Below are 15,217 nucleotides of genomic sequence, written 5' to 3'. Positions count from 1 at the left end.
GAAACACCAAAACAGGAATACCAAAACAGGAACACTAAACGAGAAAACCAACGAAGAACTACCCGACCAACAAGAGAGGTTACTATGAAACACCTTCTGTACCGCGTTCGCCAATTGCTATCGCTTGCTGTGTTGTGTTGCGTGTCGGCACTCGCCAATGCCGATGCCATCAAGCTAGGGCTATCCGTCGATCAACTGTTCGAGAGCCGGGTAGGGGTGCTGAATGCGATTAAATCGGAGGCGCAAAAGCAGGGCTTCGAGATTATTGAGGTGGTAGCCGACGGCGACCCGCAAGCGCAAAACTCGCAGATCCAATCCTTGGTGACCCAAAAGGTCGATGCCATCTTAGTGTGCGCAGTCGACCAAAACACCATTGAGCGCGCGCTGCTCGGTGCCAAGCGTAAAGGCATCCCCATCGTTGCCTTCGACCGCGCGCTGCCTGATAGCCGCGCCGTCGATGCCTTTGTTGGCCCTGACTCCATCACCGACGGTTACTTGGCTGGCCAATACACCGCCCAGCAACTTGCGCAAATCGATGGCAACATTCAGGTGCTGGAGCTGTTAGGTGCACTGAACGACCAAAATGGTATCGACCGCAGCAAGGGCTTTAACGATGCCATCGCCGAGCTTCCCAATGTTGAGGTGATTGCCATGCCCACCGATTGGGACTCTGCCCGGGCACTGGCCGCCACCCAAAATGCCTTTCAAGCAAACCCGGATATCAAAGCGGTATTCGCCGCCACCGATACCCATATCCCCAGCGTTGAAACGGTGCTGTATGACATCGCCAAGCTCCACCCTGTTGGCAGCGACCAGCACGTGGTTGTAACGGGCGTGAACGGCAGTAACGACGGTTATCAGGCCACGCTGCGAGGCAATGCCGATGGCATTGTGGTGATGGACCTGCACACCACCGGCGTGACTGCGGTGCAGCTGGCTTCGGCGTTGATTAATGGTGAGTCCGTGGAGCTCAATAACGTAATCCCCGGAAACTTCTACACCACCAGTAACATCGAAGCCAACAAAGCCAATATCTGGGGCGCCCAGTAACGCTGGCTATGGGAGAAATAAGAGAGAGATAGGGAATAGGTAGGGGAGAAAGATATGGACAGAGCACTCACACAAAACCCTCAGGCACCCACTGAGAAGGCGCGCTGGCATAGCTGGATTAAACAGTATCCCGCAGCCCCGATCATCGTGGTGTTGTTGGTGGCCTTTTCCACCCTGTCTCCCTATTTCTTAACCGCCGGAAACATCGAGTCGGTGCTAATAGCCAACTCGGTGATTATGTTGGGCGCCATTGGCATGACCATGGTGTTCCTTACCGGCGGTATCGACCTGTCCATCTCAACCGTTATCAGCGCCAGCGCGGTGATAGCGGGAATTGTGATGGCGCAAACCGATAGCATCAGCTTAGGCATCGCTACGGCGCTGGTCACTGGCTTAGCCTTCGGTGCCCTGAATGGTTTCTTGATTGGTTACTGCAAGCTCAACCCTTTTATTACCACCATGGGCACCCAATTGGTGGCGCGGGGGATTGCCTTCTTGCTCTCCCAAGGCATCGCGGTGAAGGGCACGCCGCTTGGGCTGATGGACTTTAGCTTTGTGGTGGTTCTCGGTCTGCCAGCCGTATCGATTATTACCTTGGTTATCACTGCGCTGTTTATCGTACTGCTTGGATACACCAGCTGGGGACGCGAGGTACTGCTGCTGGGCAGTAATCGCAGCGCCGCCCGCTATAGCGGTATCAATACAGCGCGCACTGAGCTGTCGGTGTACCTGTTGGCTGGCGGTTTAGCCGGGGTAGCTGGCCTTATCAGCATCATCAACTTGGGTAACGCCATCCCCGGTGTGGGCGATACCTTGCTGTTGATTATCATCGGCGGCGTGGTGCTGGGTGGCACAAGCATGACCGGGGGGGAGGGCTCGGTACTTCGCACGGTGCTTGGGGTGGCAATCCTCGCCATCTTGACCAGCGGCCTGAACCTTCTTGGCATCCCCTTCTATGACCAACTGATTATCCAAGGGGTGCTGATCTTTGTCGGCAATGGTTTGGCGCAGCATTTAAGCCGACGTCGCTGACATTGCTGTTGCTTTGAAACGGGGTAGACTGGCCTGAGCAACTGAATAGCCGAGAGCGCGTTGATTCATCTTGATATATCCTCACCAGCCGTAGTCGCTACGCCCATTGCCGAGTGTGGTGAAGGGCTAGTGTCTGTTCATGGGCTTATCGAGCTTGGGCCACCGCCAGAGAGCCCCTCAAGCAAACCCTACTATCATCTGGTTAGGCAAGGCGTATTGCACAGGCTGCTACAGGCACAACTGAGCCTTCCGCCGGGGCTTAGACTGAGGCTCTATGAAGGCTACCGCTCACCGAAGCTTCAACAGCAGCTGTTCCAAAGCCACCTCAATCAAGTGATGTCAGAGGCTAGCGACATATCACTTACAGACGCCTATCGTATTGCCGCCCGTCTGGTTGCTCCTACTCAATCCATTGATGGCGATCCGCTTACGCCACCGCACTGCTCTGGCGGTGCTGTCGATGTAGAGATCATCGATGAAGTCGGCCAGGTTCTCGACTTCGGCATGGAGATCAAGCAGTGGAGGGAGGTGCCACCGAGCCTATGTGAGACTCAGGCTGCAGGCCTGTCGGCAACAGCGCATCACAATAGAGCGATGTTATGTGCGGTGATGAGCGAGGCAGGGTTTGTAAACTATCACCGAGAATGGTGGCATTTTTCCTATGGCGACCAGTATTGGGCCTTGCTAGCTGGCTACTCCCATGCCGTTTATGGAAGTAGCCCTATCTAGCTGCATATTGAGCAATGTCGTTCGCCGGTTTATAGGTAGCGCTCTCTCAAGTGCTGCTGGAAATATCTGGCATTGAGCTTCTCTCCGGTCGCTTGCTGAACCAGCTCCCCGGTGCTTAACAAACTGGCTTTCTTCCAAATCTGGCTGCTCAGCCAATCAAAGATAGGCGTCAACTCGCCCTTTGCAATTAAGCCTTCTACATCTAACTGTTGCTTCATCGCGGCCATAAACTGCGCAGCATACATCGCGCCGAGGGTGTAGGACGGGAAGTAGCCAAAGGCACCATCGGTCCAGTGAATATCTTGCATACAGCCGTTTTTGAAATTGCCTTGGGTGGATAGCCCTAAATACTGCTGCATCTTGCTATCCCACAGCTCGGGCACGTCGCGGTGGTCGAGGGTGCCGTTCATTAGGTCGCGCTCAATCTCGTAGCGCAGGATGACATGGGCGGGGTAGGTGAGCTCGTCGGCGTCGACCCGGATAAAGTCTTTTTTCACCCGGGTATAGAGCTTATGGAAGTTATCTTGGGTGAGCACCTTGGAGGGGGTGTCGACAAAGTGCTTGTTGGCCAATTTGCTGAGCATGGCGATAAAGGGTTCGCTGCGGCCCAGTTGCATCTCGAAGAACAGCGACTGTGACTCATGGATGCCCATGGAGCGCGCTTCGCCCACTGGTAGACCTGCCAGATGATGAGGTAGCCCCTGTTCGTAGCGGGCATGGCCGGTTTCGTGAACGATGCCCATCAGCGATTGCACAAAGTCACTGTCGTGGTAACGGGTGGTCAAACGTACGTCCGATTTTACCCCGCCGCAGAAGGGATGCACGCTTTCGTCTAAGCGGCCATGGCTGAAGTCGAACTGCAGGGTCTGCATCACTTCTAGCCCCAGCGCCTTTTGCTGGGCCACTGGGAAGCAGCCAGTCGGTTGAATCAAGCTCTCACTGGCTTGCTTGTCGATGACCTGATCGATCAGCGGTGGTAGCCATTGCTTAACCTCGCTGAACAGGGTGTCGAGCTCGGCGCTGGTTACCCCGGGCTCATACAGTTCCAGCATCGCATCGTAGGGGCTTAGGCCAGCGGCCTCGGCGCGGATCTGTGCTTCTTGCTGGGACAGGCGAACCACTTCGGCCCAGTTCTTCTCAAAGCCTTGCCAGTCGTTGTTGGGGCGTTGTTCGCGCCAGGCATGCTCACACTTGGAGCCAGCCAGTGACTTGGCCTTGACCAGATCGGCCGGTAATACCGTGGCTTGTCGCCAGTGGCGCTGCATCTCGCGCAGGCTGGCGTGTTGCTCGGCGTCCAGCGATTCATCTTGGGCTTTATCGAATAGCTCTGCCAGTTGCGGGGCGGTTGCCAGCTCGTGGATTTGCAGCGATAAGGTGGCCATGGCTTCTGAGCGTGCTTGGTTACCGCCGCTTGGCATCATGGTGGCTTGGTCCCAGCCGCAGATGGCGGCTAGGTGATTAAAGTGGTCGAGCTTCTGGTAGTGATCGCAGAGTTGCTGGTAGGCAGGTTTAGACATGGGTTTCCTTTCTATATCTGACTCAATCTGGTCTGTTAGGCGGCGCGTTGCTGGTTAGGCGAGGCGACGCGCGTGCCGTTCGCGGTTCTCAAGCTTTTGTTCGGCGCCTTTTTTCAGTAGCACGTACAAGGCACCGGTTCCGCCATGGGCACCAATGGCGCTGTGGGTGGCCAATACCTGGTCGATTTGAGTCAACCACTGGCTTACGTAGCTTTTCATTAACGCCGGTGGCTGGGTGGTACGCCCCTTACCATGAACGATCAGCACGCTGCGCAGCTGCAGGCGTTGGCACTCTTTAATAAAGTTAAGGATTTCAGTGCGCGCTTGCTCAAGGCGGTGTTGGTGTAGGTCAAGGCGCGCTTGCACCTCATATTTACCAAGGCGCAGCTTCTTGAATACCCCTTCCTGCACACCGTCTTTTTTGTAGGCGACGGTGTCTTCTGGATGGATCAGCTCCACGTAATCCAGCGACAGGTACTCTTTGTCGGGCTCATTGCTGTGCTCGGCGGCTTGTTGGCGCGCCAAGCGGTTTTGCTTGTCGAGTGGGCGCTTGGTTTGCGGGAGGGCGTCTTGCTTTATCGGCGTGATGCCAGCCATTTCCTGTTGGAACAGGTCAAAATCATCGGACATAGTAGTGGCTCCTATCACACGTTTTATTTCTTTATAATCGACCCTTTTGAACAGTGCAATTGAGAAAGCAGCGGAGGCGGTTTAATTGTTCAAACACTCTCCACTGCTTTGCAGGTAAGACGCGATTAACGCCTTGAGTTAAGTGAGGTGCTTAACGGCCGTTGTGATGATGGCCCATTAGCCAGTAGGTAACCCCTAATGCCAATACCGTGGCGGCAATGGCGAAGATGTAGGTAGCATCGAGCTTATCGACATCCAATACAATCACCTTTCGGGCCACTGCCATCAAGGCTGTGGCAACCACCAAGCGCACCGGGAAGACATTGGCTTCCAAATACAGGCGGATATTGATAAAGATTTCCACCGCAATCAGCACTGCCATAAAGGCGCCGAAGGTATAGAAGATATCGTTGATGTTTAGCAGCATAAACGGTGGCGCAATCAAGCGTTGGTAGAGCACGTAGATAACATCACCAATTCCCCAGAGAATGACCAGCACCATCAGCGCGGCCAAAATTTTGATGCACAGCCGAATGATCCGATGGTAGAAGGCGATCAGCGGATCGGAATGATGAGTGGGCAGTTCCTGATGCAGCGACATATCATTGTGCGAGTCTTTATCCATACCGGCTCCTTGGGCTAGGGGGTGACTTCGGAAATGCTAAAGTCTTGTTCTTTCAGTAAGGTTAGCAAGCCTTGCTCGCCATATAAATGCAGCGCTCCCACAACTATGAAGCTGCGCCCTTGTAGGGTGCTTAGCGTATCCATCCAGTTCCGGTTGCGCTCAAACAACAGTTTGTTGATAACTTCTGGTTGCTCTTGCTGGTACATCGGGTCGTCAATCAGCAGTTGATAGAGGGCCTGATGATTGCCGCCTTGCCAGTGCTGAATCAACTTGCCGAACAGTTCGGGCACCTTGTCAAAGTCGTCGATGGTCTGGGTCAGCAGCTCCAGTTCGATGCTCTCCAGGCTGGATAGGGTATGGATCTGCTCTGCCGGCGTCTCCAGGCTGACTATGCGCTTTTGCTGGTCGCTGGCGCGGTGGATAAAGTGCAGATCGAGCCCTTCACTAGCGCGATAACCGAGGCTCTTGATCTGCTGCATGCTAATTAGCATGGCCAGATACCACGGTTGATAGGCTTGCAGCTGACCGCGCAGGCCTAACTGCTGGGCAATTTGCTGCAGCTGCTCAAAGCGGGCATCACCCAACAAGGCTTGCAAGTCCTGGTCTGCATCGGCGCGCACCAGGCTTAGCATCAGCTTTTGGTCTTCGGCGCTGAAGTTGCGCACGTCGGTTTCAATCACCAAACGCACGCTAGCATCGAATAAGTCGAGATAGCGGCTCGGTAGTGGATAGATATCTGGCTTTGCCAGATGGACCGAGCCAAACAAGTAGAGCTGCTGCTGGCCCTTCTGGGCCAGCCAAAGCACCGGCTCCGCGTAACTGCTGGCGGAGCCGAAGATGTAGAACAGGGTGAGCAGCGATTTAAGGTAACGAGTCACGGTTAGCCCTTAACCAGTAGGTTGTCGAGCCGGCGAGTCGGCAGTATCCGGCGCAAAAAGGTAAACAAGTAAGTAGGAAAAGTGACGCAATAACGCGGCTTGGCGCGCTGGCTCAGCAGTGCCTTGAGCAGGCTTTGATGTACGGCCTCGGGACCCAGAGTGAAGCGGTTGCTGTCGCCGGGCTTGGCCAAACGGTCGATGGTGCCCTGATAGGCCAAGCGGTGACGTGACGCTGCCGAGTCGATGGTTCGCTGGAACACCGACAGCGCATTTTGCCGGAACGCACTGCGGATCGGCCCCGGCTCAATCAAGCTTATCTGAATCGGGGTATCGGCCAGCTCCAGGCGCAGGGTATCGGTGTAACCTTCCAGCGCAAACTTACTAGCGATATAGGCGCCGCGATGGGGCATGGCCACCAAGCCAAGTACCGAAGAGTTTTGGATGATGCGTCCTTCGCCTTGCTCAAGCATATGCGCAATGGCCAGGCGGCTGAGATGATGCCAGCCGAAAAAGTTGCTCTCAAACTGTTGGCGTAGCGCCTGAGTGGGTAAATCCTCGAGGGCGCCGCATTGGCCATAGGCACCGTTGTTAAACAGGGCGAATAGCTTACCGTCTGCCAGCTCCAAGGCGTGTTGCCAGCCTTGCTCGATACTCGCTTCATCGTCCAAATCTAGCTGGACACAGGTAATCCCTTGCTGATTGAGGCGAGCCACATCTTTTGGATTGCGGCAACTGGCGATGACCGTGAAACGCTCATCTTGCTGTAACTGCTGGGCGCTATAGAGGCCAATTCCACTGGAACAGCCGGTAATAAGGATGGTCTTGGGTATTGAGCTTGGGACCGACGACATAAAGGCTACCGATGGCGAACACAGCGGTTAGTGTGACACGCCTTACAACGGGCTGACAATGACTAGTTGCTTATTTGATGGGCCGTTGGCTGAGTTGTTGAAAGCGCAGCTAAAGCGAGCAAAGCTCCTACTCGGGCGCTAAACTTATCGCTGGAGGTAGTATGATTTTTATGTCTGTAAAATGGACGATTGTTCTGGTCATATGGATATATCGCCGCCATAAAGCCAAAGCCCCTCAGTGTTAGGGGCTTTGTTTTCTCTAAGTGGTCAAAGTGTTCAACGTGCTCAAAGTGTTCAACGCCAAAACGGCTTGCTGGCCTCATTTATTGCATCAGCGCGGCTTAAGCCAATGTCTTTTAGCTGATGAGGGCTGAGCGTGGCTAATGCTCGGCGACTGCGCTGTTTACGATAAGCCATCTTAATCTGTTTCAAATAATCCATTATCAGGTTAGTAAAGCTAACTTCACGACTTTGCTCTGTGGTTTTGCTGGCGACTGACATAAGCCCTCCCTTTATTTGGCTAACTTCATTGATGCTTTATTCTCTTGACTTAGTTTGACCAGGGGGCGCTATACTGACAAACGTGGAATTTTGGCAGTGAGTTAAGGAAAACTTATCTGATGGAACGCTTGCCGCCTTTGCAATCGCTGTATTACTTCTATGTTGCTGCCAGCCTCGGCAGCTTTAAGCAAGCCGCACAAGCGCTGTTTGTTAGCTCGGCTGCGGTCAGCCAGCAGATCCGCAGCCTCGAGAGCTGGCTGGATATGAGCTTATTTGAGCGCGGGCACCGTGAGGTAACGCTTACTGCGGTGGGGAAGCAGCTGCTGGCGCATACCGAGAAGGGCTTTCATCATATCGAGCGGGGCATCGCTGAGCTGCGCGGTGACCCGGAGCCCGGTAAACTGGCGATTTCCACCCTTGCCTCGTTTGCCCATCAATGGCTGATCCCTCGGCTTGGCGAGTTCCAACAGCTCAACCCCGACCTACAGGTACTGCTGCAAACCGCCGAGGAGAAGGTGGACTTCTCGCGTCAGCCCATCGATCTCTGTGTTCGCTTTAGCCCGGCGCCAAGCACGGGCCTTTTTTGTGAAGAGCTGATGAACGATGTGCTCTACCCGGTGGCCCATCCCATGTACCTACAGCAACACGGTATTGAAGGCTTGGGCGATCTGGCGCGGGCGACCCTGCTGGAAGATACGCTACCGGATATGAGCTGGCAGGGCTGGTTTGATGCGGTAGGGGAGCGCTGTGGCCCGCCGCAGGCGAGCTTACGCTATCAAGGTTCGCAGCTACAGGTGGAAGGCGCGTTAGCAGTGCAGGGGGTGGCGTTGGTGCGCCACTCACTGGCGTGGCGCTATGTGAAACAGGGAACCCTGGTGATTGTGGGCGATAAGATGGTGCGCTCGCGCTATCGCTACTACATGGTTGCACCAGAGGTGGCGATGCGTAGGGACAAGAACCGCCGCTTTTGCGGCTGGTTGCAGCAGCAAGCTGATGCCTTCTGGAAAGACAGCGAACTCAGTCAATTAGACGTGGTGGATGCGGCAAGCCTATGAGCGGTCATCACTGGATTTGCTGGTGAGTAAGATATCGTCGGCAATCTTTAAGTAGGTGGTCTCAAGGGTTGCCCAACTTTTGCCTTTGCGCACGATCTCCGCTTTTACCACCTGATAATCAAGCGCGGGGGCCAGCCATAAATAGGTGACTCGGCTGTCGTTTTTGCGTTGCTCAACCTTGACCGTATCGAAGCTGCCCAACTGGGTGGTGACCTGCTCGTTACCCAAGACCTCAAAGCGATGCTTATCCATCTCATCGAGGGTGTTGTAGTAGTAGGTAATGTCGGTCAGGCCGCGTTTGATATCGTGCTGCAGCTGTACTGAGAAGCTGGCTGCATCGAGTAGCTGGCTGGTTTGGTCTTCCTCTGGCGGGAAGTGCATGCGCTCTTTGTTATCAAATACCACGATCAAGCCGCCCTTACGATCGGGAAAGCCGCGGGCGCTGAGCTTTTTAAACGGCGCCGTTTGGGTGTGATGATAACCGAGGGATACGATCGTTTGCTGTTGGTACTCAAAGCGCGCGGTGACATCGTAGGTCATGCTGCCGCCAAGGGCACTGGCGCGGTTCTCTAATTGATACTCACCGCCGGGTAGCAGACTCAGGCGTCGCTCACCCGAGCCGATGGGCACCCCTTTAAACTTGGCCTGATAGCGGGCCTCGAAGGGTTGGATCTGGGCGTAGCTCGTTGCACTCAGCAGCGGGCTCAAACACAGCAATACCAACAGAATACGTATCAATCTGGCCTCGAAGCTTGTCGATGAAGTGTTGCTCAAGTATGGCAAAGCGCCGTCTCCCTTTCCAAGTTAGGCCTGATTGGCGGCTAATCGGTGAACTCAAGTTGGGTCAACTCAACGGTGCCCCAATGGATATTGCCTTTAACTACTTCGGCTTTTACCAGCTGATAGTCCAGCTCTGGGGCAAGCCACAGTTTGTTGTAACGGCCATCGCGCTTCCAGTGCTCGAACACCAAGGTGCGATAGCGGCCGAGCTCCGTGTCGATGGTTTGCTCTTCGATAAAGCTTACCCGGTGCTGCTCGACTTTCTCCACATCAACAACCCAGTAGTGCATCTCGGTCTCGCCCTGCTTGATGTCGAGGTAGAGCTGCATCGCCATGGCGGCTGGGTCTAGCAGTTCGGAATACGCATGGAAGTCTTCGAGCTCGGGATGGGATTTGTCATTAAAGCGGATCTGAAACTGGCCATCACCATCGATAAAGCCCTTACAGGTGTTGCTGCCCAGTAAACGAGACTTCTGGCTGCTAAAGCGCTCAACCACAACCTTGTCGTCGACAATGCGCATCTGCGAGCGGTATTGGTTGCTGCGCCCGGCAAGCGCTGTGGAGCCATCATCGCGCAGCTGGTAGTAGCCATCGCCGAGGTCGAGCAGCTCGCGGTGGGCTTTACCGAGGCTTACGCCTTTCAATGAAGCGACATAGTTAGCCACAAAAGGGCGGGGAAGGGCGATGGCGTGAGTGGTTAACATCAACAGGCTCGAGAACAACAGATAACGAAGCATAATTCAGACTAACGATAAAAAGCCCGGGCAGTATGGCAAATCTGTTGCGCTGCGCCAAGCTGCGATATGCGACTATCTGGCCCAGAGCTTGAACCAGAGCTTGAATTAGAGCGTGAAACAGCGCTCGAAGTAAGAATGGTTGCAGTGCCCAAAAAGTATATACACGGCAATAACTCCAATATGCAGCAGAGCTGACAGCCACAACACCACACTAAAACTGGGCTTGCGGGTTTTGTGCCGCAGTCGCAGGCGAGCCAAGGCCGCGCCAGGCCAGCCCCCAAGCAAGGCAACCACGTGGAGTCGTTGCTCGCTGACTCGCCAGCGCTTGAGCCGGGCCGCGCGCTTATCGATGGCGTACAGCAGGTAGGCGAGCAGGCTCATACCGACACTCGCCAATGCGAAGTAGTCGGGGAGCAGGGCTTGCCAAGTCAGTATCAGGCAGAGGAGTAGATACACGGCGGCAAAGCGCGTTAACCATGAGTGATGTGCAGGAAGCATGTTGCAGCCATATGGGTGTGGTTGTTTGAACAGCATCCTAACCAATTCAAGCGCTTAATCAAAATACACACAGCAGGTGTCGGCGTCATCTAAATGTCATATATTGAAGGCGGTGGGGCAGCCACCTGAGCTACTAAGGCATGCTGAGTACAGCAAAAGAGCCGGCTGCCCATTTCCGTTTCCCCTTTCCCATGACCATAGGGACTTGCTTGATACGATAAGGACACCAAGTCGATGAAAAAAGCGCTATCTTACCTCGCGGCCAGCGTGTTGCTGGCAGCCTCTGGCTCGAGCTTTGCGGGCACCGAAATCATTCAAACCAATGACTACACCGACATTACTGCAAAGGTTGCTGCCGAGCTTGAGCAGCATGCGGTGGCAGACACGCTGATTGTGTTGGATATCGACAATACCGTGCTTACCAGTAGCGTCGATCTAGGTGGCGATATCTGGTACCAGTGGCAGCGCGGCAAGCTGGCTGTGAAGCCCACTGACGAGCAGAAAGTCGATTGCTTGTTCGAAGATGCCATCGGCCTGCTGTACGAGCTCAACCCGCAGGTGTTGGTGGAAGTATCGGTGCCCGAGACGATTCAGCACTGGCAAAACGATGGCTATACCATGATGGCTCTGACCTCTCGCTCGCCAAAGTACCGGGCGGCAACCGAGCGTGAGTTGCTCAGCAAAGGTATCAACTTTGATGTCACGGCACTTGCTCCAGAAGGTGAGCCTACCCCTGAGTATCGGGAAGTGCCCAAGCGTGAGCTGAGCTATTCTCGCGGCGTGATGATGACCACCGGTATGGACAAAGGGGACATGCTCAAGCTTATCTTGGCGCGAACTGAGCGTAGCTTCGATAAGATTGTGTTCGTCGACGACTCCCAGAAGAATATCGATAACGTTAATGCCGCCTACCAAGACGATGAGAGCGTTGATGTGACGTTGATTCATTACACCCGCGTCGAGCATCTACGTGAGCAAGAGTTTGGTGCGGTGCTCACCCAAGCGCAGGCCGACAAGATGGCGGACGATTGGGATACGCTAACTCAGACCCTGCAGACGGTGTTTCCTGCCCGTATCAACGAGGGTAAGTGCCTGAGCATTAACTAGTGAGCGAGTGCCCCGCATCAGACAGAGCCGCCATAAGGCGGCTTTTTTATGCCAGCTTGCGCCTTGGTAACCGGGTCAAACTGCAGGCATAAAAAAGCCCCACCCGAAGGTGAGGCTCAGTGCTAATTTAAACCGACTAAGGCTTAGGCTTTAGCAGTTTTCTTGGCTGGCGCCTTTTTAGCAGGTGCTTTTTTAGCAGCCGCTTCTTCTTTAGCCGCTTTAGCACGACGTGCTTCTGCGTCGGCACTGTCATCAGCTTCTACATACGGACGACCGTAGTAAGAGTCGATCAGTACTTGCTTCAGCTCGCTAATCAGTGGGTAACGTGGGTTAGCACCAGTACACTGATCATCGAATGCGTCTACAGCTAGCTCGTCAACCTTGGCCAGGAACTCAGCTTCGTTAACACCCGCTTCTTGGATAGACAGTGGGATGTTCAGCTCTTGCTTCAGCTCGTCCAACCAAGTCAGCAGTGCATCCAGCTTAGCTTGGGTGTTACCTTCGCGGAAGCCCAGGTGCTCAGCAACTTCAGCGTAACGAGCGCGTGCTTTAGGACGGTCGTACTGAGAGAACGCAGTTTGCTTGGTTGGGGTGTTGGTTGCGTTGAAGCGTACCACGTTGGTCAGCAGCAGGGCGTTCGCCAGGCCGTGAGGAATGTGGAACTCAGCACCCAGTTTGTGCGCCATTGAGTGACATACACCCAAGAATGAGTTAGCAAACGCGATACCAGCGATGGTTGCAGCGTTGTGTACTTTCTCACGAGCTACTGGGTCAGCTTTACCGTTCTGGTAAGAGCTTGGCAGGTACTCTTTCAGCATCTTAAGTGCTTGTAGAGCTTGGCCGTCTGAGTACTCGTTCGCCAGTACAGAAACGTAAGCTTCCATAGCGTGAGTTACTGCATCGTAACCACCGAAGGCACACAGTGACTTAGGCATATCCATAACCAAGTTGGCATCAACGATCGCCATGTTAGGCGTCAGCTCGTAGTCAGCCAGTGGGTATTTCTGACCGGTGGTGTCGTCGGTTACAACCGCGAAAGGAGTTACTTCTGAACCAGTACCTGAAGTGGTAGTGATACATACCAGCTCAGCTTTGCTGCCCATTTTAGGGAACTTGTAGATACGCTTACGGATGTCCATAAAGCGCATAGACAGGTCAGCGAAGTCAGTTTCTGGGTGCTCGTACATTACCCACATGATCTTCGCAGCATCCATTGGCGAACCACCACCTACAGCTAGGATTACGTCAGGCTGGTAGTTGTGACAAGCTTGGGCGCCTTTCTCTACGATGCTCAGAGTCGGATCAGCTTCTACGTCGTGGAATACTTCCACTTCCATGCCTTTCTCTTTCAAGATGGCACGCAGGTCATCGATGTAACCGTTGTTGAACAAGAAGTTGTCGGTAACGATCATCGCACGCTTCTTGCCGTCCAGGTCGTCCATCGCTACTGGCAGAGAGCCGCGACGGAAGTAGATTGACTTAGGTAGTTTATGCCACAGCATGTTCTCAGCTCGCTTCGCAACAATTTTCTTGTTAATCAGGTGTTTTGGACCCACGTTTTCAGAAATTGCGTTACCGCCCCAAGAGCCACAGCCCAGGGTCAGAGAAGGTGCAAGTTCGAAGTTGTACAGGTCACCGATACCACCGTGAGATGAAGGGGTGTTACACAGGATACGTGCAGTCTTCATCTTGTCGCCGAAGTAAGCGATACGGTCTGCGTTAGCGTCTTGGTCAGTGTAGAGTACTGAAGTGTGGCCTACACCGCCAATGTCTAGCACGATGCCCGCTTGGCGAACTGCGTCTTTGAAGTCTTTGGCTTTGTATACGCCCAGAGTCGGAGACAGTTTCTCGTGAGAGAACTCGTCGTCGTAAGACGCTTCCAGACCTTCACCGATCAGGATCTTGGTCGCTTTAGGTACGGTTACGCCAGCCAGTTCTGCAATCTTGTAAGCCGGTTGACCTACGATCTTGGCGTTAAGCGCGCCGTTGATCATCAGTACTTTACGTACCTTGTCGGCGTCAGCTTTGCTCAGTACCGCAGCGCCATACTTAGCGAAGCGCTCGATGGTCTCGTCGTATACTGACTCAACGATGATGGCGGCCTGCTCAGATGCACAGATAACGCCGTTATCGAAGGTTTTAGACATCAGGATTGAAGAAACAGCACGTTTGATATCGGCAGTTTCGTCGATAACTACTGGAGTGTTACCCGCGCCTACACCGATTGCTGGCTTACCAGATGAGTAAGCAGCTTTCACCATGCCCGGGCCACCGGTGGCCAGGATCAGAGCGATGTCGTCGTGCTTCATCAATGCGTTTGACAGCTCAACTGAAGGCGTGTCAATCCAACCGATGATGTCTTTTGGAGCACCGGCGGCAACTGCGGCGTCAAGGACTAACTTGGCAGCGAAGTTGGTAGCATTCTTAGCACGTGGGTGTGGCGAGAAGATACAACCGTTACGAGTTTTCAGCGAGATAAGCGCTTTAAAGATAGCGGTTGAAGTTGGGTTAGTGGTTGGAACGATTGCACAAACGATACCTACTGGCTCAGCGATAGTAATAGTACCGCCTTCGTCGTTACGCTCGATAACGCCACAGGTTAGTTCGTCTTTGTATTTGTTGTAGATGAACTCAGAAGCGAAGTGGTTTTTAATCACTTTGTCTTCCATGATGCCCATGCCAGATTCTTCGGCAGCCATACGGGCCAGTTCAATACGCGCAGTAGACGCCGCTAGCGATGCAGCACGGAAGATCTTGTCAACTTGCTCTTGGCTGTATGACGCAAACTCTTTTTGTGCGGCTTTGACGCGGGCAACGAGAGCATCAAGCTCTTCGATAGTACCTACAGGCATTTTTTTCTCCTCATTAATGTTAAAGCGAATAAGTTAAACATCCTTCGCACGGGCGTTTTTGACGGCTCATCTATGCAAAGTGGCGGATGCCTTACTTATTCCCTTTCACAGCAGAGATTATAGAGAGGTCAAAAAACTGATAAATTGATCTCGATCACATGTAACAGAAGCACAAATGTAAAAAAGCAACATTTTTGGCTGACTGCGCAGACATTGTTCAGCCGATTATGAGCAAAATATGTAATTTTATAACCGTATTGAGCAATTTGTTTTCTTTTTGGCTTTCAGTCTCCGCTAACATTTTTCCTACAAACCGTTTGAAGATCCATACGGCCTTAGTAGGTATACGTGTCCTCTCTGAGAAAGATTTTAGAC

At 53.6% G+C, this 15,217-nt stretch carries 15 protein-coding genes; 5 read left to right on the top strand and 10 right to left on the bottom strand.

What is annotated here, in order from left to right; all coding sequences use genetic code 11:
• The first annotated feature begins 84 nt into the window (after positions 1 to 84).
• The 3 genes from G462_RS0100690 to G462_RS21255 are packed head-to-tail and all read left to right on the top strand — an operon-like array spanning position 85 to position 2,811.
• Complete coding sequence (locus tag G462_RS0100690) at positions 85 to 1,050, top strand: sugar ABC transporter substrate-binding protein (RefSeq protein ID WP_026957285.1); 966 nt, start codon at positions 85 to 87, stop codon at positions 1,048 to 1,050.
• A gap of 54 nt (positions 1,051 to 1,104) precedes the next feature.
• Positions 1,105 to 2,082, top strand: coding sequence for an ABC transporter permease (locus G462_RS21260; protein WP_051326422.1), 978 nt, complete (start codon positions 1,105 to 1,107; stop codon positions 2,080 to 2,082).
• Positions 2,083 to 2,142: 60 nt separating this feature from the next.
• Positions 2,143 to 2,811, top strand: a complete 669-nt coding sequence (locus tag G462_RS21255) for a M15 family metallopeptidase (RefSeq protein ID WP_051326421.1) — start codon at positions 2,143 to 2,145, stop codon at positions 2,809 to 2,811.
• Between the two features lie 29 nt (positions 2,812 to 2,840).
• Here G462_RS21255 and G462_RS0100675 read toward each other — a convergent pair whose 3' ends face one another.
• From G462_RS0100675 to G462_RS0100650, 6 genes are all read right to left on the bottom strand, one after another.
• Complete coding sequence (locus G462_RS0100675; RefSeq protein WP_035476232.1) at positions 2,841 to 4,328, bottom strand: carboxypeptidase M32; 1,488 nt, start codon at positions 4,326 to 4,328, stop codon at positions 2,841 to 2,843.
• 54 nt (positions 4,329 to 4,382) lie between these two features.
• Positions 4,383 to 4,958, bottom strand: coding sequence for a DNA endonuclease SmrA (gene smrA / locus G462_RS0100670; protein WP_026957283.1), 576 nt, complete (start codon positions 4,956 to 4,958; stop codon positions 4,383 to 4,385).
• 151 nt (positions 4,959 to 5,109) lie between these two features.
• Positions 5,110 to 5,583, bottom strand: a complete 474-nt coding sequence (locus tag G462_RS0100665; RefSeq protein WP_026957282.1) for a phosphate-starvation-inducible PsiE family protein — start codon at positions 5,581 to 5,583, stop codon at positions 5,110 to 5,112.
• A 14-nt stretch (positions 5,584 to 5,597) separates the two neighbouring features.
• Positions 5,598 to 6,461, bottom strand: coding sequence for a TraB/GumN family protein (locus tag G462_RS0100660; RefSeq protein ID WP_026957281.1), 864 nt, complete (start codon positions 6,459 to 6,461; stop codon positions 5,598 to 5,600).
• 2 nt (positions 6,462 to 6,463) lie between these two features.
• On the bottom strand, positions 6,464 to 7,312 hold the full coding sequence (locus G462_RS0100655; protein WP_211234169.1) for an SDR family NAD(P)-dependent oxidoreductase: 849 nt from the start codon (positions 7,310 to 7,312) through the stop codon (positions 6,464 to 6,466).
• Between the two features lie 294 nt (positions 7,313 to 7,606).
• Complete coding sequence (locus G462_RS0100650; RefSeq protein ID WP_026957279.1) at positions 7,607 to 7,813, bottom strand: DUF1127 domain-containing protein; 207 nt, start codon at positions 7,811 to 7,813, stop codon at positions 7,607 to 7,609.
• A 119-nt stretch (positions 7,814 to 7,932) separates the two neighbouring features.
• Here G462_RS0100650 and G462_RS0100645 point away from each other — a divergent pair, with 119 nt between their 5' ends.
• On the top strand, positions 7,933 to 8,868 hold the full coding sequence (locus G462_RS0100645; protein ID WP_051326420.1) for a LysR substrate-binding domain-containing protein: 936 nt from the start codon (positions 7,933 to 7,935) through the stop codon (positions 8,866 to 8,868).
• Here the strand turns inward: G462_RS0100645 and G462_RS0100640 are convergent.
• From G462_RS0100640 to G462_RS21250, 3 genes are all read right to left on the bottom strand, one after another.
• Positions 8,863 to 9,651 carry a DUF3108 domain-containing protein gene (locus G462_RS0100640; protein WP_026957277.1) on the bottom strand — a complete coding sequence of 263 codons (789 nt, stop codon included), beginning with the start codon at positions 9,649 to 9,651 and terminating at the stop codon, positions 8,863 to 8,865. The two genes, G462_RS0100645 and G462_RS0100640, sit on opposite strands and share 6 nt — an antisense overlap.
• 38 nt (positions 9,652 to 9,689) lie before the next feature.
• A complete protein-coding gene (locus G462_RS0100635; RefSeq protein ID WP_169720122.1) occupies positions 9,690 to 10,352 on the bottom strand; it encodes a DUF3108 domain-containing protein in 663 nt (220 codons plus the stop codon).
• A 138-nt stretch (positions 10,353 to 10,490) separates the two neighbouring features.
• The gene (locus tag G462_RS21250) at positions 10,491 to 10,883 is read right to left on the bottom strand and encodes a DUF1294 domain-containing protein (protein ID WP_084404864.1); all 393 of its coding nucleotides are present in this window, start codon (positions 10,881 to 10,883) and stop codon (positions 10,491 to 10,493) included.
• A 234-nt stretch (positions 10,884 to 11,117) separates the two neighbouring features.
• Here G462_RS21250 and G462_RS0100625 point away from each other — a divergent pair, with 234 nt between their 5' ends.
• On the top strand, positions 11,118 to 11,990 hold the full coding sequence (locus G462_RS0100625; RefSeq protein ID WP_035476230.1) for a DUF2608 domain-containing protein: 873 nt from the start codon (positions 11,118 to 11,120) through the stop codon (positions 11,988 to 11,990).
• A gap of 143 nt (positions 11,991 to 12,133) precedes the next feature.
• Here the strand turns inward: G462_RS0100625 and adhE are convergent, their stop codons facing one another.
• Positions 12,134 to 14,842 (bottom strand): bifunctional acetaldehyde-CoA/alcohol dehydrogenase, encoded by a 2,709-nt coding sequence (adhE, locus tag G462_RS0100620; RefSeq protein ID WP_026957274.1) that lies wholly within the window; start codon positions 14,840 to 14,842, stop codon positions 12,134 to 12,136.
• Positions 14,843 to 15,217 lie beyond the last annotated feature (375 nt).

The organism is Aliagarivorans taiwanensis DSM 22990 (assembly GCF_000429505.1).
Lineage (GTDB): Bacteria > Pseudomonadota > Gammaproteobacteria > Enterobacterales > Celerinatantimonadaceae > Aliagarivorans > Aliagarivorans taiwanensis.
The sequence above is the reverse complement of the archived record's forward strand: the minus strand, read 5'-3'. Positions and strand labels throughout refer to the sequence as shown.

Bases quoted from the DNA above. Each gene is read 5' to 3' on its own strand.
- G462_RS0100690 (WP_026957285.1), top strand. From the start codon at position 85: ATGAAACACCTTCTGTACCGCGTTCGCCAATTGCTATCGCTTGCTGTG.
- G462_RS21260 (WP_051326422.1), top strand. From the start codon at position 1,105: ATGGACAGAGCACTCACACAAAACCCTCAGGCACCCACTGAGAAGGCG.
- G462_RS0100675 (WP_035476232.1), bottom strand. From the start codon at position 4,328: ATGTCTAAACCTGCCTACCAGCAACTCTGCGATCACTACCAGAAGCTC.
- smrA (WP_026957283.1), bottom strand. From the start codon at position 4,958: ATGTCCGATGATTTTGACCTGTTCCAACAGGAAATGGCTGGCATCACG.
- G462_RS0100665 (WP_026957282.1), bottom strand. From the start codon at position 5,583: ATGGATAAAGACTCGCACAATGATATGTCGCTGCATCAGGAACTGCCC.
- G462_RS0100655 (WP_211234169.1), bottom strand. From the start codon at position 7,312: ATGTCGTCGGTCCCAAGCTCAATACCCAAGACCATCCTTATTACCGGC.
- G462_RS0100650 (WP_026957279.1), bottom strand. From the start codon at position 7,813: ATGTCAGTCGCCAGCAAAACCACAGAGCAAAGTCGTGAAGTTAGCTTT.
- G462_RS0100645 (WP_051326420.1), top strand. From the start codon at position 7,933: ATGGAACGCTTGCCGCCTTTGCAATCGCTGTATTACTTCTATGTTGCT.
- G462_RS0100635 (WP_169720122.1), bottom strand. From the start codon at position 10,352: ATGTTAACCACTCACGCCATCGCCCTTCCCCGCCCTTTTGTGGCTAAC.
- G462_RS21250 (WP_084404864.1), bottom strand. From the start codon at position 10,883: ATGCTTCCTGCACATCACTCATGGTTAACGCGCTTTGCCGCCGTGTAT.
- G462_RS0100625 (WP_035476230.1), top strand. From the start codon at position 11,118: ATGAAAAAAGCGCTATCTTACCTCGCGGCCAGCGTGTTGCTGGCAGCC.
- adhE (WP_026957274.1), bottom strand. From the start codon at position 14,842: ATGCCTGTAGGTACTATCGAAGAGCTTGATGCTCTCGTTGCCCGCGTC.